We start from the raw sequence: 26044 nt of genomic DNA, 5'->3' as shown, positions 1-26044 counted from the left end.
GAGGGAGCCGTATCCGTCGGCCAACTCGCCGGGCCGCAGGCCGACATGTCGCTCCTCGAGGGCGCGGTGGCGGAGGAGCTGCGCTTCGAGGGACCGGTCGAGACGTGGACACACCGCTGTGCGGCGGAGCCGTTGTGGATCGGCGGCAGAGCCATCTCTCCTTCGGGCGCGGCGTCCAGCCCCGGATCTGATCGCTCAGTCCCGTCTGCCGGGGATCTCCGCCAGGTACACCGGGCGTCTCTCCAGTCGCGACAGCTCGCAGGCCTCGGCGATGCGCAGTGCGTGCAGGGCCTCCTGCCCGTCGCAGGGGTTGGCGCGTTCGCCGCGCACGACGTCGACGAAGGCGGCGAGCTCGGCCTCGTAGGCGGGGCCGAAGCGCTCCAGGAAACCGGTCCACGGCTTGTCGGCGGCCGGCGGTCCGGCCGGTTCGGTGGAGGCGATCGGCGTACGGTCGTCCAGGCCGACGCCGATCTGGTCCAGCTCGCCGGCCAGCTCCATGCGCACGTCGTAGCCCGCGCCGTTCAGCCGGGTCGCGGTCGTCGTGGCGAGCGTGCCGTCGTCCAGGGTGAGGACGGCGGCGGCCGTGTCGATGTCATGCGCCTCACGGAACATCGAGGGCCCGGCGTCGGAGCCCATCGCGTACACCTCGACGACCTCGTGGCCGGTGATCCAGCGCAGCATGTCGAAGTCGTGGACGAGGCAGTCGCGGTAGAGGCCACCGGAGATCGGGAGGTACGCGGCCGGGGGCGGCGACTGGTCGGAGGTCATCGCGCGGATGGTGTGCAGCCGTCCGAGCCGCCCCGAGCGCACCGCCTCACGCGCGGTCGCGTAGCCCGTGTCGAAGCGGCGCTGGAAACCCAGCTGCAGGACCGTGCCGGCCGCGTCGACCTCGGCGAGCGCGGACAGCGTGCCCGGCAGGTCGACGGCGATGGGCTTCTCGCAGAACACCGGGAGGCCCAGGCGCGCTGCCCTGCCGATCAGATCGCCGTGCGCCGAGGTGGCCGCCGTGATGACGACGGCGTCCACGCCCCAGGTGAAGATCTCGTCCACGCTGGGCGCCGCCGTAGCGCCCAGCCGGTCCGCGACCGCATGTGCCCTCACCGAGTCCGCGTCCGTGACGATGAGGGAGCCGACCTCGCGGTGGCGGTTGAGAACGGTCGCGTGAAATGTGCCGATACGACCCGTTCCGATAAGTCCGATGCGCATGGGAACAAACTGAGGGCCCACCAGGCACGCTGTCAATGCTTTGTCCGGACAATCGAACTACACAACTTCCCGTCAACATCTCCCGGAGCTACGCTCGGCCCGTGCCGAAACCAGATGAGGATCCGACCGTGTCGCTCCAGCTCAGCGTCGACCGCAGCAGTCCGGTCCCGCTGTACTTCCAGCTGTCCCAACAGCTGGAGGCCGCTATCGAGCACGGGACCCTGACCCCGGGCAGCCTTCTCGGCAACGAGATCGAGCTCGCGGGGCGGCTCGGGCTGTCCCGGCCCACGGTCCGCCAGGCCATCCAGTCCCTCGTCGACAAGGGCCTGCTGGTGCGCCGCCGCGGTGTCGGCACCCAGGTCGTGCACAGCCAGGTCAAGCGACCCCTGGAGCTCAGCAGTCTGTACGACGACCTGGAGGCGGCAGGGCAGCGTCCCGCGACCCGGGTGCTCGTCAACACCGTCGTACCGGCGTCCGCCGAGGTCGCGGCCGCTCTGGGCGTGGCCGAGGGCAGTGACGTGCACCGGGTGGAGCGGCTGCGGCTCGCCCACGGGGAGCCGATGGCGTACCTCTGCAACTATCTGCCCCCGGAGCTGCTGGAGCTGGACAGCGAGCAGATGGAGGCCACCGGTCTGTACCGGCTGATGCGGGCCGCGGGCATCACGCTGCACAGCGCCCGTCAGTCCGTCGGCGCCCGCGCGGCCACCGCGGAGGAGGGGGAGCGGCTCGGTGAGCCCGAGGGGGCACCGCTGCTCACCATGCAGCGCACCACCTTCGACGACACCGGGCGCGCGGTGGAGTTCGGCAGCCACATGTACCGTGCCTCGCGCTACTCCTTCGAATTCCAGCTCCTCGTGCGGCCGTGAATCGGCCGTGAACCGGTTGAGGTGTGGCCGTGAATCGGCTTCGGCGAGGCTGGATTTGAATCGTAAGAATGTTCTAAAAAGTACATTGACTGGTGTGCGGGCGCAAAGCTAGAACTCCCCTCAGCCGCAAAGGAGCGGCGGAAAAGAGAGGGTGTTCCGACCATGCGTACAGCCCGAACGGCAGCGGCGGTGATCGCCGTGATCGCGCTCGCGGCCGGCTGCAGCAACTCCGGTGGCAAGGACTCCGAGAACAAGGCGAGCGGCAGCGGGAGTGGCGGCAACGTCGCGAGTACGCCCCGTCTGAAGATCGCGATGGTGACGCACTCCGGCGAGGGTGACACCTTCTGGGACATCGTGCAGAGCGGCGCCAAGCAGGCGGCGACCAAGGACAACGTCGACTTCCTGTACTCGAACGACAAGGAAGCGGGCGGGCAGGCCCAACTCGTGCAGGCCGCCATCGACAAGAAGGTCGACGGGATCGTCGTCACCCTGGCCAAGCCCGACGCCATGAAGGACGTCCTCGCCAAGGCCCAGCGGGCGGGCATCCCGGTCGTCACGATCAACTCCGGTGCCGAGTTCTCCAAGCAGTTCGGGGCGCTCGCGCACTTCGGCCAGGACGAGTCGGTCGCCGGTGAGGCCGTGGGCGAGGAGCTCAACAACCGGGGCCTGAAGAAGGCCGTCTGCGTCATCCACGAGCAGGGCAACGTCTCGCTGGAGCAGCGCTGCGCGGGCGTGAAGAAGACCTTCAAGGGCACGGTCGAGAACCTCAACGTCGACGGCACCAACGCACCCGCCACCCAGTCCTCCATCGAGGCGAAGCTCCAGGCGACCAAGGGCGTCGACGCCGTCGTCACCCTGGGCGCCCCGATCGCCGCCGTCGCGGTGAAGGCGAAGACCGACGCGGGCAGCAAGGCGGAGATAGACACCTTCGACCTGAACGCCGAGGTGGTCAAGCGCCTCCAGGCCAAGGAGGTCGGCTTCGCGGTCGACCAGCAGCCCTACCTCCAGGGGTACGAGGCCATCGACATGCTGTGGCTCTACAAGACCAACGGCGACATCCTCGGCGGCGGCAAGACGGTCCTGACCGGCCCGGCCATCATCACCGAGAAGGACGCCTCGACCCTCGAGAAGTACACCGCGCGCGGGACCCGCTGATGGGGTGCACGATCCCAGTGTTCGATACTTGGGCGTTTGGGGCCGGCGAGATGTCGGCCCCCGGGGCCTGCGGAACGGCCCGCCGGGCCGCTCCGCAGGCCCCGGCGCACCAAAGAACACAGCAAGAAGGGCACGGCCTCGTGGCACGGACTCGGACCTGGGTAAGCATCGCGCTCGCAGGGGCGCTGGGGGTGTCCCTCGCGGGATGCAGCAGCACCGGCGGGAAGCGGGCCGAGGATGCCCGCAAGGCGGCGTCGGCCCAGGGCAGGGCCGCGGTGAACACGCCCAAGTGGACTTTCGCGATGATCACCCATTCGGGCGATGGCGACACGTTCTGGGACATCGTGCAGAGCGGCGCCAAGCAGGCCGCCGTCAAGGACAACATCAACTTCCTGTACTCGCACAACGCCGAGGCGCAGCAGCAGGCGCAGCTCGTCGACGCCGCCGTGGACAAGCAGGTCGACGGCATCATCGTCACGCTGGCCAAGCCGGACGCGATGAAGGCCGCCGTCGCGCGCGCCGAGAAGGCCGGCATTCCCGTGATCACGGTGAACTCCGGCTCCGAGCAGTCCAAGGCGTTCGGTGCGCTCGCCCACATCGGGCAGGACGAGACGATCGCCGGTGAGGCGGTCGGCGAGGAGCTGAACAAGCGGGGCCGCAAGAAGGCTCTGTGCATCCTGCACGAGCAGGGCAACGTCGGCCACGAGCAGCGCTGCGCGGGCGTGAAGAACACCTTCCACGGCACCGTGCAGAACCTCTACGTCCAGGGCACCAGCATGCCCGACGTGCAGTCCTCCATCGGCGCCAAGCTGCAGGCCGACAAGTCCATCGACACGGTCGTCACGCTCGGCGCCCCGTACGCGGACACCGCGGTGAAGGCGAAGACCGACGCGGGCAGCAAGGCCGAGATCGACACCTTCGACCTGAACGCGAAGGTGGCCTCGGAGCTCAAGGACGGCACGCTCGGTTTCGCGGTCGACCAGCAGCCCTACCTCCAGGGGTACGAGGCCGTGGACCTGCTGTGGCTCTACAAGTACAACGCCGATGTCCTCGGCGGCGGCAAGCCGGTCCTCACCGGCCCGCAGATCATCACCAAGGATCAGGCCGCCGCGCTCGAGGAGTACACCAAGCGGGGGACCCGATGAGCGCCACTGCGCCTGCACCCGCGCCGTCGCCCGACACCAAGGTCGACGAGCGCCTCCTGAAGACCTCACCCCTGCGCAGACTCATGGGCCGGCCCGAGCTCGGCTCCGTGGTCGGCGCGATCGCGGTCTTCCTCTTCTTCGCGATCTTCGCGGACAGCTTCGTACGGGCCGCGAGCCTCAGCACGGTGCTGTACGCCTCCTCGACGATCGGCATCATGGCCGTACCGGTCGCGCTGCTGATGATCGGCGGTGAGTTCGACCTCTCCGCGGGCGTCATGGTGACCAGCTCCGCGCTGATCTCCTCGATGTTCAGCTACCAGATGACCGCGAACGTCTGGGTCGGCGTCCTCGTCTCGCTGGTCGTCACGCTGGCGATCGGTGTCTTCAACGGCGTCATGCTGACCCGTACGGACCCGCCGAGCTTCATCATCACGCTCGGCACCTTCCTGATGCTGACCGGCATGAACCTCGGCTTCACCAAGCTGATCAGCGGCACGGTGTCCACGAAGTCGATCTCCGACATGCAGGGCTTCTCCTCGGCCCGGGACGTCTTCGCCTCGACGCTCACCATCGGCGGCGTCGACTTCAAGATCACCATCCTGTGGTGGCTGGCCCTGGTCGTCGTCGCCACCTGGATCCTGCTGCGCACCCGCTTCGGCAACTGGATCTACGCCGTCGGCGGTGGCGAGGACGCGGCCCGCGCGGTCGGCGTCCCGGTCAACAAGACGAAGATCGGCCTCTACATGGGCGTCGCCTTCGGTGCCTGGATCTCCGGGCAGCACCTGCTGTTCTCGTTCGACGTCGTGCAGTCCGGCGAGGGCGTCGGCAACGAGCTGATCTACATCATCGCGGCCGTCATCGGCGGCTGTCTGATCACCGGCGGCTACGGCTCCGCGGTCGGCGCGGCGGTCGGCGCGCTGATCTTCGGCATGGTGAGCAAGGGCATCGTGTTCGCCGAGTGGAACCCGGACTGGTTCAAGTTCTTCCTGGGAGTGATGCTGCTCCTGGCGACCCTGCTCAACCACTGGGTCCGCAAGCGCGCGGAGGCGACGGCATGACGACGGACGCGGAAAAGACGACCGGCGCGGCCGCCACGGAACGCACGGCGCTCGTCGAACTCGACGACGTCAGCAAGTACTACGGCAACATCCGCGCCCTCGAAGGCGTCTCGCTGGTGGTGCACGCGGGCGAGATCTCGTGCGTGCTCGGCGACAACGGCGCGGGCAAGTCCACGCTGATCAAGATCATCGCGGGTCTGCACCAGCACGACGCGGGCACCCTGAGCATCGAGGGCGAGGAGACCCGGCTCACCTCCCCGCGCGAGGCACTGGACCGGGGCATCGCCACCGTCTACCAGGACCTCGCCGTGGTCCCGCTGATGCCGGTGTGGCGGAACTTCTTCCTCGGCTCCGAGCTGTCGAGGGGGACGGGCCCCTTCAAGCGCATGGACGTCGACCGCATGCGCAGGACCACCCACGCGGAGCTGCTGCGCATGGGCATCGACCTGCGTGACGTCGACCAGCCCATCGGCACCCTCTCCGGCGGTGAGCGCCAGTGCGTGGCGATCGCCCGCGCCGTCCACTTCGGCGCCAAGGTCCTCGTCCTCGACGAGCCCACCGCCGCGCTCGGCGTGAAGCAGTCCGGCGTGGTCCTCAAGTACGTGGCCGCCGCGCGGGACGCCGGTCTCGGCGTGGTCCTCATCACCCACAACCCGCACCACGCGTACCTGGTGGGCGACCGTTTCGTCCTCCTGAAGCGCGGCGCCATGTTCGGCAGCCACACCCGCGACGAGATCACCCTCGACGAGCTGACCCGCCAGATGGCGGGCGGCAGCGAGCTGGACGACCTGCGTCACGAGCTGGAGCGAAGCGCCCCTTAAGGGGCACGGGGCTGTGACATTCGCGGCTCCGCCGCGTGGGCGCGACCAGCCGCACACGGCCCGCGGTTCACATACGTCCCAAGGCTTTCCGGGGCGCTCCGACGGAGCGTTCCGGAGAGCTCAGGGGGACTCCGCCATGCGCCCCCATGGCACGGTGAGGCAGAATCGGCCCGATGAGCACCTACCGCGACCTCGCACACCGCGGCTCCGCGCGGGCCACTGTCCTGCGGACCGTAGGGACGCGTGAACGCCGTTCCCACCTGACGGCGCCCCGTGTCCCCACCGTCGGTATCGACATCGGCGGCACGAAGGTGATGGCGGGCGTCGTAGACGCCGACGGCAACATCCTGGAGAAGCTCCGCGCCGAGACGCCGGACAAGTCCAAGAGCCCCAAGGCCGTCGAGGACACCATCGTGGAGCTGGTCCTGGACCTCTCCGACCGGCACGACGTGCACGCCGTCGGCATCGGCGCGGCCGGCTGGGTCGACGCCGAGCGCAACCGCGTCCTCTTCGCCCCCCACCTGTCCTGGCGCAACGAGCCTCTGCGCGACCGCCTCGCCGGACGGCTCGCCGTCCCGGTTCTGGTCGACAACGACGCCAACGCCGCCGCCTGGGCGGAGTGGCGGTTCGGCGCCGGGCGCGGCGAGGACAACCTCGTCATGATCACGCTCGGCACCGGCATCGGCGGCGCGCTGCTGGAGGACGGCCAGGTCAAGCGAGGCAAGTTCGGCGTCGCGGGCGAGTTCGGTCACATGCAGGTGGTCCCCGGCGGCCACCGCTGCCCGTGCGGCAACCGCGGCTGCTGGGAGCAGTACAGCTCCGGCAACGCGCTGGTCCGCGAGGCCCGCGAACTCGCCGCCGCGGACTCCCCGGTCGCGTACGGGATCATCGAGCACGTCAAGGGCAACATCGGCGACATCACCGGCCCGATGATCACCGAGCTCGCCCGCGAGGGCGATGCCATGTGCATCGAGCTGCTCCAGGACATCGGCCAGTGGCTCGGCGTCGGCATCGCCAACCTGGCGGCGGCCCTCGACCCCTCCTGCTTCGTCATCGGCGGCGGCGTCAGCGCGGCCGACGACCTGCTCATCGGCCCCGCGCGCGACGCCTTCCGCCGCCATCTGACCGGCCGCGGCTACCGCCCCGAGGCCCGTATCGCCCGCGCCCAGCTCGGCCCCGAGGCCGGCATGGTCGGCGCCGCCGACCTCGCCCGCCTCGTCGCCCGCCGCTTCCGCCGCGCCAAGCGCCGCCGTGTGGAGCGCTACGAGCGGTACGAGCGCTACTCCGAGTCCCGCCGTACGACCCAGGGGACGCTGTGACGGCCTCGCTGCCGCGCCAGGCCTCACCTCCGGACGAGCCCCAGCGGCCGCCGGAGGACCCGCGCCGCAAGTTCCGCCGCCGTGCCCTGACGCTGCTGATCATCGTGCTGCTCATCGGCGTCCCGGCCGGCTACCTGGTGATCTCCGCCAACCAGAGCCGCGACAGCGGCAAGCAGAAGGAGGAGAAGTACTCGGCGACCGGCCTCACCGTGGGCTGGCCCTCGCGCGTCCAGCGCCGCCTCTACCAGGTGCCGATCCCGCTGAACGCCGTCGCCGTCGCCTCCTACGAGACGAACAACTGGAAGACCAGCCGCTTCTACGTACAGTTCGCCACCAACGGCCCGGGCCTGGAGCAGTTCCTCTCGGAGATCGGCACCAGCAGGGACACACTGCGCAAGAACGACATCGCCATCAGCACCCGTGACCAGAAGGTCGTCGGCTGGAAGTTCACGGGCCCCGGCTCGTGGTGGGGCCTCGTCCACGAACAGAAGGACCCGGCGCCCACCCAGGACATCGTCGTGAACTGGCCGAAGCCCGGGCGCGCCATGGTCTACGTCGTCTCGCGCACGATCCCCTGAGCCGCCCCGGCCCCGCGCCAGGGCCACCGTCGGGACCGATTGTCAGAGCCCGCCCGTAGAGTCGAAGACAACTGATTCGACCGAGGGGCGGGAGGTGACCGGACGTATGGGCGACGAGGCCGTGTGGATCGACAACGCTGTGCCGGTGCGGCTTGCCGCCGTCTTCCTGCCCGCACTCCTGCCCCGCCAGGGGCGCGTCGCCTTCTGGGACCCGGACGGCGGGCCGCTGCCGTCCCGCGACAGCGCCGAGAGCGTGTCCCCCGCCGAGAGCACGTCGTCCGCCGAGCCGACCGAGCTGACGGTGGTACGACCGCACGGCTCCGGAGCCCGCCGCGGCACCGTCCCCGCGCTGACCCTGCCGATCGCCGAGGCGCTCCCGCTGCTCGCCGGGGCCCGCCACGACCGCGCCGCGCATCCGGCCACGACCTGCTGGGGCGCGGCCGCGCTGCACGCGCTGCGGCTCGTCGCGCGGGGCCGGCTGCTACCCGGGCTCACCCCCGAGGGCCACGACGCCTGGCGCGCGGGCCCACTGGACCCGGACGACATCGCCCACCTGCGGGCCGTGGCCGCCGCTCTCCCGTACGAAGGCCATGCCGTCCCGCTCCCCGGCAAGGGCCCCCTTCGGCTGCCCGACCCGGAAGCGCTGATGCGCTCCTTCCTGGACGCGGTCGCCGACACCCTGCCGCGCACCCCCGCCGCTCCCCACACCTCAGGGAAACCCTTCGCGGCCAGAGAGCCGCAGCGGCTGCCCGGAGCCCACGACTGGGCCGCCGAGGTCGCCGCGGGCATGGACGCCGGCGTACGGATCTCGCTCCGTCTGGACCTGTCGGCGTACCAGCTCTTCGACGACGGCGAGGGCGCGCACCGCGCGGGCGCCGCCGTCGTCCAGGTGCACAGCCTCGCCGACCCCACCCTCGTCGTCGACGCCGCGGCCCTGTGGGCGGGCGACGCCGACACGACCTTCGGCCCCCGCGCGCGCGTGGACGCGGCGCTCGCCGTGCGCCGCGCGGCCCGCGTCTGGCCACCCCTGGACCGCCTGTCCGAACAGGACGTGCCCGACGTCCTCGCACTCTCCGAAGAGGAGCTCTCCGACCTGCTCGGCATCGCCGCGACCCGCCTCGGCGCGGCCGGCGTCGCCGTCCACTGGCCCCGCGACCTCGCCCACGACCTCAGCGCCACCGCGGTGGTGCGCCCCGCGCCCGGCTCGGCCACGGACGGCACCGGATTCTTCGAGAGCGAGGAACTGCTCCAGTTCCGCTGGCAGTTGGCCCTCGGCGGCGACCCGCTCACCGAAGCCGAGATGGACGCCCTCGCCGAGGCCCACCGCCCGGTCGTGCGGCTGCGCGACCAGTGGGTCCTCGTCGACCCCGCCCTCGTCCGCAAGGCCCGCAAGCGGGAGCTGGGCCTGCTCGACCCGGTCGACGCCCTGTCCGCGGCGCTCACCGGCACCGCGGACGTCGACGGCGAGACGGTCGAGGCGGTGCCGGTCGGCGCCCTCGCCACGCTGCGCGACCGTCTGACGGCCGGCATCACCCCCGTGGAGCCGCCCCCGGGTCTCCAGGCCCGGCTGCGGGACTACCAGCTGCGGGGCCTCGCCTGGCTCGACCTCATGACCTCACTCGGCCTCGGCGGCTGCCTCGCCGACGACATGGGCCTCGGCAAGACCATCACCGTCATCGCCCTGCACCTGCGCCGGGACCGCGGCGAACCCACCCTGGTCGTCTGCCCGGCATCGCTCATGGGCAACTGGCAGCGGGAGATCACCCGCTTCGCGCCCGGCGTCCCCGTCCGCCGCTTCCACGGCCCCGACCGCACCCTGGAGGACCTCGACGGCGGCTTCGTCCTCACCACCTACGGCACGATGCGCTCGGCCGCGCCCCGGCTTACCCAGCAGACATGGGGCATGGTCGTCGCGGACGAGGCCCAGCACGTCAAGAACCCCTACTCGGCGACGGCGAAGGCCCTACGGACGATCCCGTCCCCCGCGCGCGTGGCCCTCACCGGCACCCCCGTGGAGAACAACCTCTCCGAGCTGTGGGCCCTCCTGGACTGGACGACCCCCGGCCTGCTCGGCCCCCTCAAGTCCTTCCGCGCCCGGCACGCGCGCGCCGTGGAGAACGGCGAGGACGAGGAGGCGATCGCCCGCCTGGCCCGGCTGATCCGCCCCTTCCTGCTCCGCCGCAAGAAGTCCGACCCCGGGATCGTCCCCGAGCTCCCGCCCAAGACGGAGACCGACCACCCGGTCCCCCTGACCCGCGAGCAGGCCTCCCTCTACGAGGCCGTGGTCCGCGAGTCGATGCTCGCCATCGAGACGACCGAGGGCATCACCCGCCGCGGCCTGGTCCTGAAGCTCCTCACCTCCCTCAAGCAGATCTGCAACCACCCGGCGCTGTTCCTGAAGCAGGACGCCCGGGCGGCTGCCCTCGGACCCTCCGCCCGCTCCGGCAAGCTCGCCCTGCTCGACGAACTGCTGGACACACTGCTCGCCGAGGACGGCTCGGCGCTGGTCTTCACCCAGTACGTGGGGATGGCCCGGCTGATCACCGCCCACCTGGCCGCGCGCGCCGTCCCGGTGGAGCTCCTGCACGGCGGCACCCCGGTCGCCGAACGCGAGCACATGGTGGACCGCTTCCAGAGCGGGTCCACCCCGATCCTGGTGCTGTCACTCAAGGCCGCGGGCACCGGCCTGAACCTCACCCGGGCGGGCCACGTCGTCCACTTCGACCGCTGGTGGAACCCGGCCGTCGAGGAACAGGCCACCGACCGCGCCTACCGCATCGGCCAGACCCAGCCCGTCCAGGTCCACCGCCTCATCACCGAGGGCACGGTCGAGGACCGCATCGCCGAGATGCTCGAAGCGAAGCGGGCTCTCGCCGACGCCATCCTGGGCTCCGGAGAGGCGTCCCTGACCGAACTGACCGACCGCGAGCTGTCGGACCTCGTGTCACTGCGGAGGTCGTCGTGAGCGGTGCCGAGGAGGAGACGCGACCGGTGACCGGGGGCGTGGACGTGCCGGACGCCGAGCCGTCACATCCGGCGGCCGGGCCGCGCCCCGCCGACTTGGCGCGTCGCGCGCTGCGAGCCGCGCGCGAGCGAGACTCCCGGACTCCGGCGGCAGGGGACGAGCCGGGTTCGCGGTCCGACGGGGTGACCTCCCCGGCGACCCGACCGGGCGACGCGGCCCGGGAGGCCCTGCGCCGGGCCGCCACGAGGGGGAACGATCCGCACCCGGACCCGAGTTCGGGTGCGGACACCGCCGCGGATCCGGAGACCGACTCAGGCGCCGAACCCGGCCCGGTACGGCCTCCCGCCCAAGCGGAGACCGCGGACACCCCGTCCGCCGACGTGCCCGCGACCGGCACGCGTCCTGGTGACATCGCCCGCGAGGCACTGCGCGCGGCGCGCACGGAGGCCAGACAGGCGCGAACGGCGGCGGAAACCAAGGGAGTCGGGAGCGCGCACCGATCCGCGGACCGTGCGTCGGCCGGTTCGCGGGCCCCGCGTGACCGACGGGACCACGACCGGGGAGGCCGGGTCCGGGACGTACGAGAGGTGCTCGCGGAGGTCTTCGAGCTGCCCGGCTCCGAAGCGACGCGCGAGGCAACCGCCCCCGGACGTCCGGCGCACGCCGACGCCGAGCGCGACCCCGACGCCAAGAACTACACGGAGCCCGACGCCAAGAACCACACCGAGTCCGACGCCAAGGCCGACACCGAGACCGACGCCGAGAAGGGACACCGTAGGTCGGCGCACCCGACGCAGCCCCGGTTCGGCGAGCCGAGCACGCTCCCGTCCTCCGCCGCCCTGCCACGCTCCATGGCAGCCCCGCGCCGCGACGGCGAGCTGCGCCGCACGTTCGAAGCGCTCCCCGCCCGCACCTCGCAAGCGGGCGCGCACCCTTTCGCGGTGACCTGGTGGGGCAACGCCTGGGTGAGCGCCCTCGAAGAGGGAGCCCTGGACGCGGCGCGGCTGGTGCGCGGACGGGCGTACGCCGACCAGGGGCACGTCGACGCCATCACCGTCACACCGGGACTCGTGCTGGCCTATGTCCACGGGAGCCGCCCGCGGCCGTACCGCGTCCAGGTCCGACTGCGGACGCTGGACGACGGCGACTGGGACCGTTTCCTCGACGCGGCCGCCGAGCGCCCCGGGCACATCGCTGCGCTCCTCGACAAGGAAATGCCCAAGTCGCTCGCGGACTGCGCAGTCGCCCTGCTCCCCGGCCCCGGCGACCTCGCACCCCAGTGCAGCTGCCCCGACTACGGCCACCCCTGCAAACACGCCGCCGCCCTCTGCTACCAGACGGCACGTCTGCTCGACGAGGATCCCTTCGTACTGCTTCTGCTGCGCGGCAGGGGCGAGCGCGAGCTGCTGGACGCACTGTCCCGCCGCAACGCCACCCGCGCGGCCCGTGCCGCCCAGCAACAGCAGTCGGCGCCGCTGCCCGGTGTACGGGCCCGTGACGCCCTCGCGCGCCGGGCTCTGCCACCCCTCCCGGCGCCGCTGCCCGCCCCCGCGCACCCCGAGCAGCCGCCGACCTACCCGGGCGCGCCGGGCGGCCCCGACCCGTTCGCACTGGACCAGCTCGCCACGGACGCGGCCGCCCGCGCGCACGCGCTGCTCACCACGGGCCGAGACCCGGTCGCGGAGCTGACGCTCTGGCAGGACGCGGTACGGCTCGCCGCCGCCCGCCCCGGTTCCGGCCTCACCGCCGCGACCCGCGCCCTCTACTCCTCGCTGGCCTCCGCCGCCGGCCGTACCCCCGCCGACCTGGCGCGTGCCGTGGCCGCCTGGCGGCAGGGCGGCCTCGAAGGGCTCACCGTCCTCGAAGAACCCTGGGACCCGCCCGCGGGCCGCTTCGACCGCGCCCGCCCCCTCCTCCTCGCCGCCGACCTCCCCGCCTTCCGACCCTGGCGCAACCACCTCACCCACCCCCGCGGCCACGCCCAGCTCCGCCTGGGCCACGACGGCCTCTGGTACGCCTACGAATCGGAACCGGGCCACGAGGACTGGTGGCCCCGGGGCACCCCGGACCTCGACCCGGTCGGCGCCCTGACGGGCCTCGGCGCACCGGGCGAGCTCTGACCCACCCGCCCACACCCACCGAGTCACCCGGCACCCCGGTCAGCAAGGGCGTGCAGCGTCTCGTACCGCTCGATCCGAGGAGCAGACGGCCGCGGGCTTCGGATCCCTACACCTGCGCGCGGTCCTTGCCAGAGCGTCAGCACGAGGAAACGAACATCGGCGACACCGTACCCGCGCTTCCTGTTCCACTACAGGGGCGTTGCTTCAAAACGGACGAGAGTTTGTTCGGGTGCTTGTAGGGCATCCGCCCCACCAGTGAACCGTCGCGGCAGAGCGCTTCACGTGCCCGTTCCAAGGAAGGGTTTCATCTTGTTCCAAGCAATTGCTGACGTTCTGCGTTCGGTCGGCCGCGCACTCGCCACCGTTGTCACTCTGCCCTTTCGGGCGGTTGCCAGCCTCTTCGGCGGAGCGTCAGATGGCGCTCGGGTTCATCACTGAAGCGAAAAGTGCGCCATCTGCTGTTCGCGTGTCCCGGTGAGCGGGATACGGGGCGGCTAAGCAATGGGCCGCGCGACGCGTGCAGGGTCGGCCAGGTCGAGACGGCCGAGGTCGACTCACCGCCCCGGCAGTGGTGTGCGTGGCCATTTCCCTTTCGGCATCCCTTAGATTACTTGCTGCGCGTGCCACCCAATGGTCGGCTCCAGCGATTGCAACGTAGGACAAGAAATGACTGGGCGTCTAAGCCAGTCTGGTCCGACGCGACCGGACGCCATGACGGAATGGTCTCGATGACGAACACGCGGAACTCCAGCTCCGCTGATGTTTCCGTGTGGTGAGGATCTCGGGGCGTTGTTCATAAGGTGTTAGTGAGGGGGCGGGACATGCCGTACACGCGCTCAGAGGCCCAGACGAGACATCCTCGGCACGAACGTCGAGGGGAAGCGCGGTTGCCCGCCGTGATCGCGACGCTCGCCGCGATCACGTTGTACCTGGCTTTGCCGCAGCGGTTGCTGATCGCACCTCGCTACGTGCTGCCTGCTCTGGAGTTGATTCTGCTCGTACCGCTCATCGCGATTAACCCGAGGCGCCTGACCCGCCAGACCCGAGCCTTCCGTGTCCTGTCCCTGCTGCTCGTAGCTGTCATTGCGATGGGCAATCTGGTAGCGCTGGGCATCCTGATTCACGAGTTGGTGTACGCCGGGGTGAAGAACGGCGGGTCGTTGCTGATGGCCGCGTTGCAGGTCTGGCTCACCAACGTCATCGTCTTCGGGTTGGCCTACTGGGAACTGGATCGAGGCGGTCCTGTCAGCCGCACCCAGGAGCCCCGCGCCGCATTGCCCATGGCGGACTTCCGTTTCTCACAGGACGAGAACGACGACGCCGTGGAGGAAGTCGCCGACGGCGCCAGTGGCACGTCCGACTGGGTTCCCACTCTCGTGGACTACCTGTATGTGTCGGTCACGAACTCCACCGCATTCAGTCCGACCGACACCATGCCGCTGTCGACGAGGGCCAAAATTATGATGAGCATCCAGAGTGTCTCCGCCCTCTTGACCTCGCTCCTCGTGATCGCCCGTGCCGTCAGCATCCTGCACTGAAGCGTGTCGCAGAAGGCCGTATGCAGGGCATTTCCCTTGTATGGCTGGGGTGTTGAGGGCTGATCCGTTGTGGGTGGAGTCGTTCACCGGGCTGCGGATGAAGCAGTTCGAGCGGTTGCCGAAGTTGGAGCGGGAGCGGGGTGGCGACGGGCCGCGCATCGGGCGGCCGTGGTGTCTGCCGTTTGCGGACCGGGTGCTGGTGGTGGCTGTCCACTACCGGACGAACCTCACGATGCGGCAGCTCGCACCGCTGTTCGGGGTCTCGCCGGCCACGGTGCGCAGGGTCATCCAGCGGCTGCGGCCCCTCCTCGCGCTCGAGCCGGCCTCCCGTCCCGTCGATGCCGCGGACCGGCTGTGGATCGTGGACGGCACGCTGGTCCCGGTCCGCGACCGCAAGGTCGGTGCCGCGAGCCGCAACCACCGGTTCTCCGCGAACGTGCAGGTCATCATCGACGCCGACACCCGCCTGCTCGTGGCGACCGCCATGCTGCCCACGCGCTTGACCTGCCTGCATCCCGTATTTCCTCGGATTATGGACCGGCCGGGTGTTTCGCGACAGGCATTCAGGCGGTTTGTGAATCCGTAGGTGTGAGCGGGGACAGGAGGGGCATACGGATTTTCGGAGGTTGATAATATGGTTCCCCTGCTTCTCGTTCTGCTGCTGGCTTTGCTTCTGTTCGGTGCGGGTTTCGCGTTGAAGATCCTTTGGTGGGTCGCCATCGTCGTGCTGGTCCTGTGGCTGATCGGCTTCGTCGCCCGGCCCAAGGGCAGTAGTGGCCGCTGGTACCGCTGGTAGCGGAGCGGGCTTCGGCTGAATGCGGAAACGACATGGCGGTGGCCGTCCTCCTCTCCGGAGGGGGCCACAACGCCATGCCGACGTTTGCGCCCGCCTCCGCCGTCCGACGGCCATCCCGGTCTTCGTCTCTTGACTTGGACGAATGAAGCGCCGGGTTCAGGGCAATCGGATTTCGAGCGGAAGAGAAAGCTGCCCCGTGTGGTATGCGAAATAGGAAGGGCGGCAGGGTTTCCCCGCTGTCCTCTGTTTAGCGGAGGAGTTGTTTTCGCGTGACTGAGCATGTGTGGAGTTACAAGTCGACCTCGGGCCACCTGGCCGGCGGCGATCTGACCGGCTACAAGGTCGAGGCGATCGACGGCGACATCGGCAAGGTCGACAAGCACTCCGACGAGGTCGGTGACGCCTACCTGGTCGTGGACACCGGGGTCTGGATCTTCGGCAAGGAGGTTCTCCTCCCGGCGAGCACCGTGATCCAGATCGACTTGGAGAAGAAGAAGATCTTCGTCGACCGGACCAAGGAACAGATCAAGAACGCCCCCGAGTTCCACCGGGACAAGCACCTCGGCGACGCAGGCTACCGCGAGGAACTGGGCGCCTACTATCGCCCGATCACCCCCGCCGGTGGCCAGCCCATCATCTGACTCCCGTACGTGAGTGGGCCCGAACTCGTCGAGTTCGGGCCCACTCACGTGCTCCGTGGCGCCAGCGCAGGGCAGCAGCACATACATGAGCGTCCGGACACCGGGCGTGGACGCCGTCGGGGGACAGCTGGGCCTCAGACGCGCTGGGCGCGGTGGAGGAGAGTGTGTAGTCGGTGGGGGCGCAGGGCGGCTCGGGCGGCGTTTGCGCCGGGCGCCCCGTGGACGCCTCCGCCGGGGTGGGCGGCAGCGGAGGCGAGGTAGAGGCTCTTGACGGGAGTCTCGGGTCGTCCGGTGCCGGGTACGGGGCGGAAGACCGCCTGTTGGTGCAGGGCGGTGGTGCCGTTGTTGATGGCGCCGTTGTGGAGGTTCTCGTTCATGGCCTGGAGCGTGGTGGGGGAAAGGATCCGACGAGCGCCGATCAGCGTGCGGAAGCCGGGCGCAAGCCGTTCCACCTGCGCTTCGATACGGTTGGCCATGGCCTCCTGTTCGCGGACGTCCCATCGGCCGGTGATGCGGTCGGCGCCTGCGTCGGAGGTGACGTGCTGCGGAAGGTGGGTGTAGGCCCAGGCCGATTCCGTGCCGGCGGGGGAGCGGCTGGGATCGGCCGTGGTCATCTGGCCGACGAGGGCGAACGGTTCGTCGGGAACCTGTCCCATGGCGATCTGGGAGGCGAACCGGGTCAGGCCGTCGACACCGTCGGCCACATGGACCGTCCCCGCCCCGGTGGCCTGCGGCGCGTCCCACGGCACCGGGCCCGTCAGCGCCCAGTCGACCTTGAATGTCGCGAAGTCCCACTGGAAGCGCTCCAGGTCCCGCAGCAGGCGGGCCGGCAGATGTTCTTCGCCCACGAGGTCCCGGTAGAGGGCAGGCGCCGACACGTCGGCCAACACGGCCCGCCGCGCCGCGACGGCTTCCCCGCCGGACGTCTCGACACCGACTGCCGTTCCGCCCCGCACGACGACGGATGCGACGCGCTCGCCGCATCGCAGGCTGCCCCCGTGGCGCTGGAGGCGGGTCACGAGCGCCGCCGTCAGGGCGCCGGCGCCGCCGACGGGCACCGGGAATCCATGGCTCTGCCCGAGCATCGACATCAGCCAGCCGAAGCCGCCACTGCCGGCGGCCTCAGGGGCCAGGTCGGCGTGGAGTGCATTGCCGGCCAGCAGGAGGCGACCCCCCGCGCCCGCGAACTCCTCCTCGCCCAGGCGCCGCACCGGCAGGGACAGGTTGCGGGCGAGCCGAAGGCCTCCAGCGGCGCGGAGCTTCGCGGCGAGGCGGAGTCCGGCGCGGACCGGGGGAAAGGGCGTGAACATGGCCTGTACCAGGTCCGGCCCGACACGGCTCCACACGTCGTACATGTCCCGCCAGGCGCCTGCGTCGGCTGCCGCGAACTCTGCCAGTCCGGCCGCGGTGTCCTGCACATGAGGCTCCAGAACGGCGCACCCCCCGTCTCTCAGCGGGTGGGCCAGCACACGCGGGGCGTGGCTCCACCGCAGTCCTTCCTCGGCGAGGTCGAGGCGGGCGAGGACCGGAGAGGCGGCGGCCAGGGGGTAGAAGGCGCTGAAGAGATCCGAGACGTAGTCGGGGTGGACGCCGCGGTCGCTGCGGACCGCGCCTCCCGGCTCTTCCTGTGCTTCCAGGACTTCTACGCTCCAGCCGGCATCCACCAGCAGATTCGCGGCCACCAGCCCGTTGGGGCCTGCGCCGATCACCACCGCGTCAGGCATGGCTGGTCGCGTCGTGCTGGTGTTCCACCACCCTGGCCAGGCGGGCCAGCATGCCCCGGTGCCGCAGCTGCAGCAGCGCTTCGGTCGCGGAGTTGTGGAGAGTGCCGCCCGGACCTCGCAGGGGGTGCTCATCACAGACGACGAGGGTTTCCTCGCCCCACGGACGGAGCTGGAGGAAGATCCTCGCGGTGCCCAGCGGCTTGAACGATGCCTCCAGTTCCAGCTCCCTGCCCGTATCGCTGTGGCGGACGGTCGTGACCCCGTCCGAGGACCAGGGACCCAGCCGCACGGTGTAGCGGATCCGGGAACCGACCTCGGGCCAGGCCTGGTCGAGGGGCGTGGACTCGGAGGGTCCCACCACCCACTCCCCGTACCGGGCCGGATCGGCAAGAACTGCCCACACCGCGTGCGGGGGACGATGGATGAGCTGATGACGGACAGCCATACCAGAACACCTCCTGCCTGACGGAACGTGCGGAACATCCATCGGAGCGGGCGTACCTCCCCGGGTGGGATCGGCCGCCGGAGGCCGGCGGCGAGTGGTGGCAGCGGGGAGGGCGCGGGCGGGCCGGCGAGTGGTTGCGCCGCGGCAGGCGCGCGGCAGGCGCGCCCGCCGTGGGCGGTCTACTGCTCGGCGCTGGGAACGGCGAGGGGTTCACCGGGGGCCTTCTTCTTGGCCGCTTCCATCTGTTCGCCGAGTTCGGTGAGTCGGTTGCGGCCCATGGCCTTGCGGACTTCGGGGAACCACTCCTTCTCCTCTTCCTCGACGTGGTGGCGGACGTTCTCCATGAGGACGGTCATCTTGGCGTCGAACCGCTCGTCGGCCGGGTCGAGGTCCTTGAGCTCGGAGAGCATCCACAGCACGACGTGGTGTTCCTCGACGCTTTCCAGGACGTCGTCCTTGGTGTCGGGGTCCGCCTCGCGGGCGGCCGGGTAGAAGATCTTCTCCTCGATCCAGGTATGGGTGGTGAGCTCCTCGATCACCTGGTCGGCGATCTTCCGCTTCTCGGTATGGGCGTCGTCGCCGGCCTTCTCGAACTGCTTGAACAGCTTCTCCACCGTCTTGTGGTCTTCCTTGAGCAGCACAATCCCGTCCACAGTTCTTCCTCCATGTCAGCTTCCTCCGGACGGCCGGTGCCGCCCGGGGGAACCGAGTACCCACTGCAGCCTCGAAACCTGCACAGACGAAAGCCCGGCCGGCCCGGAATGATGACCTGAGCTGAGGCGTCAGCCGGTCAGAGGGCCTCGACGAGGGACTGGGTGCGGAAGGTGGTCGAGGGCGCCCACAATCCAGAGGATGGCCCCGATGACGAGCGGAATGACGCCGAGGACGATCATCGTGCCCTCCGATATCGCGGTGAAGCCCCTTTCAGGGTAGGCGCGGTCGCCCCCCACCGCTCTGTCATACGCGCGCCACCGCCGATTTCCGGGACTCAGTGGTTCGGGACCGGGACAGGTGCGGAAGTCCGGTCGCCCACCGGGGTATTGCCGGTTTCAGGCGCATCTAACGGGTTTCCATCGAGACGGTCCGCGTTTTGCAGCCGGTCTTCTGCCCGGCCAGAAAGCGAAATCTCCGCAAACGCAGGGGGCTGTCCTCCGGTACTCGACCGGCCCAGGTCCGACCGTCGCCGGCCTGCTTCGGTACTTGCCCGACTTCGGTACGTGCATGTCGCGCGAAACCCGCCGTGGACTCGTACCGCATGTTTTGAGCGTCGGCGGGAACCCGAACAACCCAGTCCCTCCAGAAGCACGACACGCCGATCGGAGAAGGACGAACACGCCCGGCCACGCTTATGCCTTTGCCGGTGGTTCACCTTTGTGGGCCTTCCGATCGGGGGGGACCAGAGCATGCGACACGGTGGGAACCTTGTCCGCCATGCGTTTCTTGCAACTCACGCAGGCCCGGAGGAATTCGATGACGACCCTAGCTCGTCCGCCGTCCACATCGCCGCGACTGAGAACGCTGCCGGGCGTGTACGAGCCTCAGCACGACACACGTCTCTTGGCCGGGGCGCTGCAGCGCGAGGACATCGCAGGCGGAGCGGAAGTGCTCGATCTGGGAACGGGCAGCGGTGCCCTCGCCTTGGAAGCGGCGCGTCTCGGTGCCCGCGTCACCGCCGTCGACATCTCCTGGCGAGCGGTGCTGTCGGCACGTTTCAACGCGATGCGCCGCCGTCAGAAGATCGCTGTCCGGCACGGCGATCTGGCGTCCGCCGTCCCGGGACGGTCCTTCGACCTGGTGGTGAGCAACCCACCGTACGTTCCCTCACCTTGTGCGTGGCCACCGAAGGGAGCGAGCCGCTCCTGGGACGCGGGTTGGGATGGCCGGGCGCTCCTCGACCGTGTCTGCGACGCGGCGCCTGCGGTGCTGCGGCCGACCGGTGTGCTTCTGGTCGTGCACTCCGCTCTGTGCGGCGTGGAGGCCACGCTCGATCGTCTGACGGCGGCGGGGCTGAGGGCATCGGTGACCGAACGGGCGACCATCCCGTTCGGACCGGTGCTGCTGTCCCGGCTGGACTGGCTGCGGGAGCGGGGAATGCCCGCTGCCGAGAGTCTGGAAGAACTGGTGATCGTCCGCGCCGTACCCGCCTGAGCGCCGCGCCGCATCAGAACCGACCGCGACGGACCGCCGCGCGGCTCGTCATGACCGCCTAATTCAGCACTGGGAATCGCAGGACCACCTTGACGCGCACGGCAAGCGCCGCACTGGATCCACTTCAACGACACCGTCAACGGATATCTGAAGTCGGACTACGACGAGCACCACTACAAGGAGATTCCGCACTGGGTGCGGGTTTCTACGCCTTGGTGGTCCGGGGCGGCGCGGCGCTGTCAGAGCGGAGCCTCGTTGAGAGGCATGACTGGGGGAGGGGACGGGCGCTCACGGGGTCCCATCCTCCGGGCGAGCGGGCTTGCCCGTCGTCCGGCGGGCTGGGGTGAAGCCGGTGGGCTGGGGTGAAGCCAAGAGGTCAGCCGGGCCGGATGCCGGTCAGGCGGCGCGCTGCGACGGCGCCGCCCCGGTCGACCGCGGCTTTGACTCCGGCGAAGATCGCGCCCTGCAGGACAGCAGCCGTCAGGACCTTGCGCCAGCCGTGCTGCTCGTCGGTGGCGTCGGGGGCGTCCCCTTCGTGCCCGAGTTTCTTCCAGACCTGCCTGAACACCCGGCCGGCCAGCACGCCGCTTACGGTGCCCAGAACCAGCCCCACAGGCTTGTAGGCGATCTTCGAGGTTTTCATCGCCGCCTCCTGACACGGTGTACGACCATCAGGGCGATCAGCCTTGCCGTGCTCAACCGGTTCCCGAGTACCCCCGACGCGTCGCCTCACCGGTCGTCACTTTCAGTGACTGGCTTCTTTCTCTGCGCCTCAATGGGACCCCGACGCTCGGCCTTCTTTGCGCTGTGGCGCCATGAGCCGAGCCCTGAGCCGGTATGTCGGTGATATGTGGGCACCCGTCCATCAGCCGTTGCCGTTCTCCCGGGGAACGGCATGGTCAGGCTCTCCTGGTCCTGACTACGTGCTGGAAGAGCCGCCCGAATCCTCATGCCTTCCATCCTCGATGCCGCCGCTTTCGCATACCTGCTGTGCGATCAACCGGAGCTTGATGTTGCGCTTCTGAGAAAGCTCCCGGAGTACGGCGAACGCACCGTCCTCGTCGAGGTGATAGCGCCCCATGAGGATGCCCATCGCTTCCCCGATGGTGTGCCGAGTCGCGAGCGCACTGTGCATTTGCGTGTATGTGCGTGCACTGGCGAGTGCGACAGCGGCATGCGAGGCCAGCAGTACCCCGGCGGTCTCGCTGACCTCGTTGAAGGCTCCGGGCCGGCGCGCGTACATGGTGAGCGCACCGAACTCCTCGTCGTCGGCGAACAACAGGAATCCCATCATGCTCCCGACGCCCAACTTGCATGCCTCGGGGGTGTAGCGGGGCCATCGCTGCTGATGCTCGGTGAGGTCTTCGATGCGGAACACCTGGGCGCTGCCCGCTCTGCGGGCGATGTCGAAGCACGGTCCCTCCCCGAGGAGGTCCTGCAGCCGGTCGGATTCCGTTGCCAGCACGCCCGTAGAAGCCAGCGTTTCCACCCTGTCGCCGTGCCGGACCAGGATGCCGGCCGAATCACAGCCCTCGACCACCTCCACCGTCGACGAAGCGATCCGCTGCAGTGTGGCCGTGTCCGACTCCTGCCGCAGCAGATCGCGCGCCATCGAGGCCATGCGTTGCGCAAAGCCCTGCCAGTCCATCGCGATGTGCCCTCCAACCCACGCCGCGACCCGCGCGTTGATTACCCCCGATGTTGGCCTTACGGCGAGGTCACCTTCTCATTCGGCCACGCTGAGTTGACCTCCTGCAAGGCCGGACTCGTTGACGGCGACGCGCACCAGGCAATCGGCACGCAGATGAGGTCCAGGCGTGGGGTGTACGTACGACCGCAGCGGGCGGTCGTACGTACACCACTCGCCGCGGCAGGGTGGCCGCGGTGCTGGCTCGCCACTCAGGCTCCCGGGCTCGGGGCAGCTTCTTCGGCCGGCAGACCTCGGGCGGTGACGAGGCGGGCACTGCCGTCAGCCAGGCGGTAGGACAGGCCCACTACGGCCGTCTGTCCGGTGGTGACCTGGTCGGCGAGTACTCGGGAGCGGTCCAGGAGAAGGTCGACGGTGTGCCGTATGTGTTCGGCGATGATGTCGTCGTCGTGGGTGAGTCCGGCGGCGCGGGCGGCCAGGACGCTGGGCGTGACGCGCTCGACGACGTCGCGCACGTATCCGGTGGCGCCCAGTCCGTCGGTCAGGGCGGCACGGGTCGCGGCGACCGCGCCGCACGAGTCGTGGCCCAGCACGACGACCAATGGGCAGTCCAGGACGCTCACTCCGTACTCGATGCTGCCCAGCACCTCGGGCCCGGCCACGTGGCCGGCGGTGCGGACCACGAAAAGGTCGCCCAGGCCCCGGTCGAAGATGATCTCCGCGGCCAGGCGGGAGTCGGAGCAGCCGAAGAGCACGGCGAAGGGGCGCTGGCCGGGTGCGGTCGCGGCGCGGCGCGCGGCGTCCTGATTCGGGTGCTGCGGGGAGCCCGCGACGAATCGCTGATTGCCGACCAACAGTAGGTCGAGGGCCTCGGACGGTGTCAGGTGCGGGGTATCAGGCATGATCGCAGGTTACGTCCAGGCCCGGGCGGGCCACAGCGCAGGGGCTCGCCACGCCAGGCGTGTGGGCGGCGGCCAGTGGCCGGGCGCCGGGCGTTGTGGCGCCGGGCATGCCAAGCCGCGCTGAGGCTGCGGCTTCCAGCCGCAGCCTCAGCGCGCGGCGCGTTCGGTCTCCCTGGTAGGAGCAATTGCCACCGGTCAGGTCGCCGCCGACATGTTGTTCACCGTGCACTGTCACGTTGTCCCCAACGAGACGATTGCGCTCACGACGCCTGCCGAACGGGTGACTTCACTAGGCCGGGCGCGCCGCCCTGTTGCCTCACCGGGCTGGGACAGGAGCCGTCCCGCAGGTCGGGGACCACGGTGCCATCCCCTGCGGAACAGAGTCCCCGTGGACAGCCCAGTCACCACCCGACCGCTTGCCCTGGTGACCGGAGCCTGCTCCGGCACCGGACTCACACTCACCCATCAGCCGACGACAATCCGAAGACCTCAGGGATGCGCCCCGACCGCCTGCCGATAGGCCACGTGGCCACCCAGCGCACCGCTCACAGCGACCGCCGTCAGTCCGCCCAGCGACCACAGCCTGCCCTTGGCCGAGCGACCGCGGAGTCGCGCCGTCAGGGACGCGGTGTAGAAGGCCACCGCAGCCACGTTCGAGACCGCGTGGACCAGTCCGACCCGGGCCTGCTCGGGCGGCAGGTCCGCCCAGTCGGCCCAGCCGGCGACCGCTGCCGGGGCGACTCCGGCCAAACCGACGGCCGTGAGGGTCGTGGGCGCACGCTGCCCGGACGGCACGATGTCCAGTACGGCGGCCGACAGCCAGCAGCCGATCGGTACTTGTACCAGAACGGGATGTACAGGATGGCCCAGCGGCCTGCCGCGCAGCAGATCGCGTACCTCACCCAGCGGGAGCGAGCGGATTCCCCGCTGGAGAACCCGGATCGCCGGATCCGCTACCACTGACCGTTCGATGCGGTCCAGGGCCGTCAGCCACCATGCCGACGCGGTGTCCAGGGCCGAGGTCTTTCCGGCCTTTGTGGAGGTGTCGAGGGCGTGTGTGTTCATGTACAACGACTACCCGGCATCACGCCGCCATCCCACCATGGCCTCGACTGCACTCGAACTGTCTGCCTGCCGACGGGGGAGTCATGGCCGGGTACGGCGTGCCTCCTGGCGGTGTTCCCGGCGGGGTCCGCAGGGTCAGCGGTCGTCGCGTCCCTGGTACATGGTGCGCCGGTCGTCGGGGCTGCCGGTGCTGAGACGGCGGTTGTCGGTGTGGCCGCGGACGGCGGAGGCGGCGGCGACGGCGAGGAGGGTGGCGATGACGCCGGTGATGAGATTGCTGGTGATGGAGCGGGTGTGGGCGACGTCGCCTGCGACGACCCAGGGGGCGACGCAGGTCCAGATGCCGATGGCGGCGGCGGCCCAGGCCATGGAGTGGGTGCGCTCGTAGGAGCTGCCGAGACCACCCAGGAGCAGCATGTAGGCGATGCCGGCGATGAGGTTGGTGACGGCGAGGGTGGTGAGGCCGTTGAAGCCGACTATCCAGGGGGACGCGGCGAGGTACAGGCCGGTGATGAGAGCGAGGGCCTCGATCATCTGGGCACGCGGGGTGGCGGCGGCGCGGTCGTGTCGGGCGCGCAGTTCCATCAGGTCGGGGTGTTCTTCGATGGGTGCGTGATGGGTGAACGCCATGACGGCCTCCAAGGGAGAGATGGTTATCCACCATCTACCCCTAAAGCCGACATAAATAGATAAACAGTGCATGTCTCTGATCGTGGCGACGTGCGCCGACGCCGTAGGTGGCCGCAGGCGCGTCCCGCCCGCGCGGATGGCGGGGCCAGCTGATCCGCGCACCGGTGCCCACGACCCGATAGGCGGTACCGACCTCGAGATCGGGCCCTGCGCCTGGTGGAAGTGCGTACGCCGCATGGCGCGACCGACCGCTCGACAGGACACCCTCCGGGCAGGGAACCACCACGGAAGGCGATCGCGAGTCGGATGCGGCGTGCCGGCTGCCCGACGGTGTCGACGTCAGGACGGTGCTCGCGCCGGGACGACAGAGCGGTGAGGGCGCCGATGTGCCTAGTCTGGAAGAGGCATCACAGCGAAATCGGAGGACACCATGATCGTCCTCGGCGTCATTCTGCTCGTCATCGGCCTCGTCGCCGGAATCAGCATCCTGTGGACCATCGGCGTGATCCTCGGCGTCATCGGAGTCGTCCTGTGGATCGTGGGCGCCCTCGGCCACGGCGTCGGCGGACGCAAGCACTACTGGTAGCAGCCACATCGGCACAGGGAGCTCCGCAACGCGTGAAGCTCACACAGGACGTACTCAGTGCAGGAAAGGAAGGCAGGCCAGACCATGGCCAAGGAGCCGAAGTCATCCCAGCCCCCGCACGGTGAGGGCCCCAGCCGGCACAAGGGCACCCAGCAGCACGGCTGGTCTCCGGACGTCGACGAGACCCGCCAACAGGACAACCCGAGCGCCCACCGCTCGTTCCACCCCGACCAGCACGCTCCCGGCAAGGGCCCCGGGCGCAAGGTCTCGAAAGAGGAGGCCGGGGATCCGCACGGCACGCCCGTGAAGAGCACGAGCCGCCGCGGAGAGGAACAGAGCAAGGCCCGCAGTGACGAGAAGGGCATGCACGACACCGGCCCCAAAGGCCGCTCCCAGCGCCCCAGCGGGACCAGGGACGCATCCGCCACCACCGGCGTCGACCCTCAGGACCCGCAGGACCCACCCGGCAGCCGCAAGGCCCGCTGACCTTCGCGCCCAGTCTCGCGCCGAGGCCTGCGACATCCCCGCCGTTCAAGGTGACAGTCGAGGTAGAGCTGGAGTCGGGGGGCGCCCCCGGGGGCCCCCCCCCCCCCCCCCCCCGGCGCCTAACCCATACCCCCCCGACCGGGGAAAGACCGGGGTCGGCGCCGGCAACGTCGGGCCCGTAACCCCACCGCCCCCACCCCCA

The 26044-nt window shown here is 70.0% G+C and carries 25 protein-coding genes and 1 pseudogene; 17 read left to right on the top strand and 9 right to left on the bottom strand.

What is annotated here, in order from left to right; all coding sequences use genetic code 11:
* Positions 1 to 195: 195 nt before the first annotated feature.
* Complete coding sequence (locus ACIQTP_RS42915) at positions 196 to 1206, bottom strand: Gfo/Idh/MocA family oxidoreductase (RefSeq protein ID WP_403410608.1); 1011 nt, start codon at positions 1204 to 1206, stop codon at positions 196 to 198.
* Positions 1207 to 1334: 128 nt separating this feature from the next.
* Here ACIQTP_RS42915 and ACIQTP_RS42910 point away from each other — a divergent pair, with 128 nt between their 5' ends.
* From ACIQTP_RS42910 to ACIQTP_RS42845, 14 genes and pseudogenes are all read left to right on the top strand, one after another.
* Entirely contained in the window at positions 1335 to 2072 is a 738-nt protein-coding gene (locus ACIQTP_RS42910) for a GntR family transcriptional regulator (protein ID WP_060898451.1), read from the top strand.
* Between the two features lie 162 nt (positions 2073 to 2234).
* Positions 2235 to 3227 carry a sugar ABC transporter substrate-binding protein gene (locus ACIQTP_RS42905; RefSeq protein WP_403410605.1) on the top strand — a complete coding sequence of 331 codons (993 nt, stop codon included), beginning with the start codon at positions 2235 to 2237 and terminating at the stop codon, positions 3225 to 3227.
* A 140-nt stretch (positions 3228 to 3367) separates the two neighbouring features.
* Positions 3368 to 4372, top strand: a complete 1005-nt coding sequence (locus ACIQTP_RS42900; protein ID WP_403410602.1) for a sugar ABC transporter substrate-binding protein — start codon at positions 3368 to 3370, stop codon at positions 4370 to 4372.
* Positions 4369 to 5430, top strand: coding sequence for an ABC transporter permease (locus ACIQTP_RS42895; RefSeq protein WP_101401719.1), 1062 nt, complete (start codon positions 4369 to 4371; stop codon positions 5428 to 5430). Before ACIQTP_RS42900 ends, ACIQTP_RS42895 begins: the two co-directional genes overlap by 4 nt.
* A complete protein-coding gene (locus ACIQTP_RS42890; protein WP_402037800.1) occupies positions 5427 to 6251 on the top strand; it encodes an ATP-binding cassette domain-containing protein in 825 nt (274 codons plus the stop codon). The genes ACIQTP_RS42895 and ACIQTP_RS42890 overlap by 4 nt, the downstream gene beginning before the upstream one ends.
* 173 nt (positions 6252 to 6424) lie before the next feature.
* Entirely contained in the window at positions 6425 to 7570 is a 1146-nt protein-coding gene (locus ACIQTP_RS42885) for an ROK family glucokinase (RefSeq protein WP_403410597.1), read from the top strand.
* Complete coding sequence (locus tag ACIQTP_RS42880; RefSeq protein ID WP_403410594.1) at positions 7567 to 8148, top strand: sugar kinase; 582 nt, start codon at positions 7567 to 7569, stop codon at positions 8146 to 8148. The genes ACIQTP_RS42885 and ACIQTP_RS42880 overlap by 4 nt, the downstream gene beginning before the upstream one ends.
* Positions 8149 to 8254: 106 nt before the next feature.
* Positions 8255 to 11113: an SNF2-related protein gene (locus tag ACIQTP_RS42875; RefSeq protein WP_403410775.1), complete on the top strand. Its 2859-nt coding sequence runs from the start codon at positions 8255 to 8257 to the stop codon at positions 11111 to 11113.
* Between the two features lie 26 nt (positions 11114 to 11139).
* Entirely contained in the window at positions 11140 to 13233 is a 2094-nt protein-coding gene (locus tag ACIQTP_RS42870; protein WP_403410772.1) for an SWIM zinc finger family protein, read from the top strand.
* Positions 13234 to 13542: 309 nt separating this feature from the next.
* Complete coding sequence (locus ACIQTP_RS42865; protein ID WP_403410591.1) at positions 13543 to 13671, top strand: LPFR motif small protein; 129 nt, start codon at positions 13543 to 13545, stop codon at positions 13669 to 13671.
* Positions 13672 to 14129: 458 nt separating this feature from the next.
* A complete protein-coding gene (locus tag ACIQTP_RS42860) occupies positions 14130 to 14771 on the top strand; it encodes a hypothetical protein (protein ID WP_403410769.1) in 642 nt (213 codons plus the stop codon).
* Positions 14772 to 14811: 40 nt separating this feature from the next.
* Positions 14812 to 15255, top strand: a pseudogene (locus ACIQTP_RS42855) (transposase family protein); the annotation flags it as partial.
* Positions 15256 to 15405: 150 nt separating this feature from the next.
* Positions 15406 to 15567 carry a hydrophobic protein gene (locus ACIQTP_RS42850; RefSeq protein ID WP_402037793.1) on the top strand — a complete coding sequence of 54 codons (162 nt, stop codon included), beginning with the start codon at positions 15406 to 15408 and terminating at the stop codon, positions 15565 to 15567.
* A 269-nt stretch (positions 15568 to 15836) separates the two neighbouring features.
* The gene (locus ACIQTP_RS42845; protein WP_403410587.1) at positions 15837 to 16208 is read left to right on the top strand and encodes a PRC-barrel domain-containing protein; all 372 of its coding nucleotides are present in this window, start codon (positions 15837 to 15839) and stop codon (positions 16206 to 16208) included.
* Between the two features lie 134 nt (positions 16209 to 16342).
* On the opposite strand, the gene ACIQTP_RS42840 is transcribed toward ACIQTP_RS42845, so the two are convergent.
* The 3 genes from ACIQTP_RS42840 to ACIQTP_RS42830 all read right to left on the bottom strand — a co-directional run bounded on the left by ACIQTP_RS42840 (position 16343) and on the right by ACIQTP_RS42830 (position 19030).
* A complete protein-coding gene (locus tag ACIQTP_RS42840) occupies positions 16343 to 17932 on the bottom strand; it encodes a phytoene desaturase family protein (RefSeq protein WP_403410584.1) in 1590 nt (529 codons plus the stop codon).
* Positions 17925 to 18377, bottom strand: coding sequence for an SRPBCC family protein (locus ACIQTP_RS42835; protein WP_403410581.1), 453 nt, complete (start codon positions 18375 to 18377; stop codon positions 17925 to 17927). The genes ACIQTP_RS42840 and ACIQTP_RS42835 overlap by 8 nt, the downstream gene beginning before the upstream one ends.
* A gap of 179 nt (positions 18378 to 18556) precedes the next feature.
* A complete protein-coding gene (locus tag ACIQTP_RS42830; protein ID WP_403410578.1) occupies positions 18557 to 19030 on the bottom strand; it encodes a hemerythrin domain-containing protein in 474 nt (157 codons plus the stop codon).
* An 817-nt stretch (positions 19031 to 19847) separates the two neighbouring features.
* On the opposite strand from ACIQTP_RS42830, the gene ACIQTP_RS42825 reads away from it, so the two are divergent.
* Positions 19848 to 20525 (top strand): HemK2/MTQ2 family protein methyltransferase, encoded by a 678-nt coding sequence (locus ACIQTP_RS42825; RefSeq protein WP_403410575.1) that lies wholly within the window; start codon positions 19848 to 19850, stop codon positions 20523 to 20525.
* 376 nt (positions 20526 to 20901) lie between these two features.
* Here the strand turns inward: ACIQTP_RS42825 and ACIQTP_RS42820 are convergent, their stop codons facing one another.
* The 5 genes from ACIQTP_RS42820 to ACIQTP_RS42800 form a co-directional block, all read right to left on the bottom strand.
* Complete coding sequence (locus ACIQTP_RS42820; RefSeq protein ID WP_403410572.1) at positions 20902 to 21168, bottom strand: DUF4235 domain-containing protein; 267 nt, start codon at positions 21166 to 21168, stop codon at positions 20902 to 20904.
* Between the two features lie 276 nt (positions 21169 to 21444).
* On the bottom strand, positions 21445 to 22173 hold the full coding sequence (locus ACIQTP_RS42815; protein ID WP_403410569.1) for a GAF and ANTAR domain-containing protein: 729 nt from the start codon (positions 22171 to 22173) through the stop codon (positions 21445 to 21447).
* Positions 22174 to 22424: 251 nt separating this feature from the next.
* The gene (locus ACIQTP_RS42810) at positions 22425 to 23075 is read right to left on the bottom strand and encodes a carbonic anhydrase (RefSeq protein WP_403410566.1); all 651 of its coding nucleotides are present in this window, start codon (positions 23073 to 23075) and stop codon (positions 22425 to 22427) included.
* A gap of 489 nt (positions 23076 to 23564) precedes the next feature.
* Entirely contained in the window at positions 23565 to 24140 is a 576-nt protein-coding gene (locus tag ACIQTP_RS42805) for a DUF2231 domain-containing protein (RefSeq protein WP_403410563.1), read from the bottom strand.
* A 135-nt stretch (positions 24141 to 24275) separates the two neighbouring features.
* A complete protein-coding gene (locus ACIQTP_RS42800) occupies positions 24276 to 24770 on the bottom strand; it encodes an SPW repeat protein (protein WP_403410560.1) in 495 nt (164 codons plus the stop codon).
* Positions 24771 to 25200: 430 nt separating this feature from the next.
* Between ACIQTP_RS42800 and ACIQTP_RS42795 the strand changes: the two genes are divergently transcribed.
* Both ACIQTP_RS42795 and ACIQTP_RS42790 read left to right on the top strand, forming a co-directional pair.
* Positions 25201 to 25356, top strand: a complete 156-nt coding sequence (locus ACIQTP_RS42795) for a DUF6131 family protein (protein WP_403410557.1) — start codon at positions 25201 to 25203, stop codon at positions 25354 to 25356.
* A gap of 84 nt (positions 25357 to 25440) precedes the next feature.
* Positions 25441 to 25842 (top strand): hypothetical protein, encoded by a 402-nt coding sequence (locus ACIQTP_RS42790; RefSeq protein ID WP_402037769.1) that lies wholly within the window; start codon positions 25441 to 25443, stop codon positions 25840 to 25842.
* Positions 25843 to 26044 lie beyond the last annotated feature (202 nt).

Source organism: Streptomyces sp. NPDC090798, assembly GCF_044768965.1.
In the GTDB taxonomy this organism is placed as follows: Bacteria; Actinomycetota; Actinomycetes; order Streptomycetales; family Streptomycetaceae; genus Streptomyces.
The sequence above is the reverse complement of the archived record's forward strand: the minus strand, read 5'-3'. Positions and strand labels throughout refer to the sequence as shown.

Bases quoted from the DNA above. Each gene is read 5' to 3' on its own strand.
- ACIQTP_RS42915 (WP_403410608.1), bottom strand. From the start codon at position 1,206: ATGCGCATCGGACTTATCGGAACGGGTCGTATCGGCACATTTCACGCG.
- ACIQTP_RS42905 (WP_403410605.1), top strand. From the start codon at position 2,235: ATGCGTACAGCCCGAACGGCAGCGGCGGTGATCGCCGTGATCGCGCTC.
- ACIQTP_RS42895 (WP_101401719.1), top strand. From the start codon at position 4,369: ATGAGCGCCACTGCGCCTGCACCCGCGCCGTCGCCCGACACCAAGGTC.
- ACIQTP_RS42890 (WP_402037800.1), top strand. From the start codon at position 5,427: ATGACGACGGACGCGGAAAAGACGACCGGCGCGGCCGCCACGGAACGC.
- ACIQTP_RS42885 (WP_403410597.1), top strand. From the start codon at position 6,425: ATGAGCACCTACCGCGACCTCGCACACCGCGGCTCCGCGCGGGCCACT.
- ACIQTP_RS42875 (WP_403410775.1), top strand. From the start codon at position 8,255: ATGGGCGACGAGGCCGTGTGGATCGACAACGCTGTGCCGGTGCGGCTT.
- ACIQTP_RS42850 (WP_402037793.1), top strand. From the start codon at position 15,406: ATGGTTCCCCTGCTTCTCGTTCTGCTGCTGGCTTTGCTTCTGTTCGGT.
- ACIQTP_RS42840 (WP_403410584.1), bottom strand. From the start codon at position 17,932: ATGCCTGACGCGGTGGTGATCGGCGCAGGCCCCAACGGGCTGGTGGCC.
- ACIQTP_RS42835 (WP_403410581.1), bottom strand. From the start codon at position 18,377: ATGGCTGTCCGTCATCAGCTCATCCATCGTCCCCCGCACGCGGTGTGG.
- ACIQTP_RS42825 (WP_403410575.1), top strand. From the start codon at position 19,848: ATGACGACCCTAGCTCGTCCGCCGTCCACATCGCCGCGACTGAGAACG.
- ACIQTP_RS42820 (WP_403410572.1), bottom strand. From the start codon at position 21,168: ATGAAAACCTCGAAGATCGCCTACAAGCCTGTGGGGCTGGTTCTGGGC.
- ACIQTP_RS42815 (WP_403410569.1), bottom strand. From the start codon at position 22,173: ATGGACTGGCAGGGCTTTGCGCAACGCATGGCCTCGATGGCGCGCGAT.
- ACIQTP_RS42810 (WP_403410566.1), bottom strand. From the start codon at position 23,075: ATGCCTGATACCCCGCACCTGACACCGTCCGAGGCCCTCGACCTACTG.
- ACIQTP_RS42805 (WP_403410563.1), bottom strand. From the start codon at position 24,140: ATGAACACACACGCCCTCGACACCTCCACAAAGGCCGGAAAGACCTCG.
- ACIQTP_RS42800 (WP_403410560.1), bottom strand. From the start codon at position 24,770: ATGGCGTTCACCCATCACGCACCCATCGAAGAACACCCCGACCTGATG.
- ACIQTP_RS42795 (WP_403410557.1), top strand. From the start codon at position 25,201: ATGATCGTCCTCGGCGTCATTCTGCTCGTCATCGGCCTCGTCGCCGGA.
- ACIQTP_RS42790 (WP_402037769.1), top strand. From the start codon at position 25,441: ATGGCCAAGGAGCCGAAGTCATCCCAGCCCCCGCACGGTGAGGGCCCC.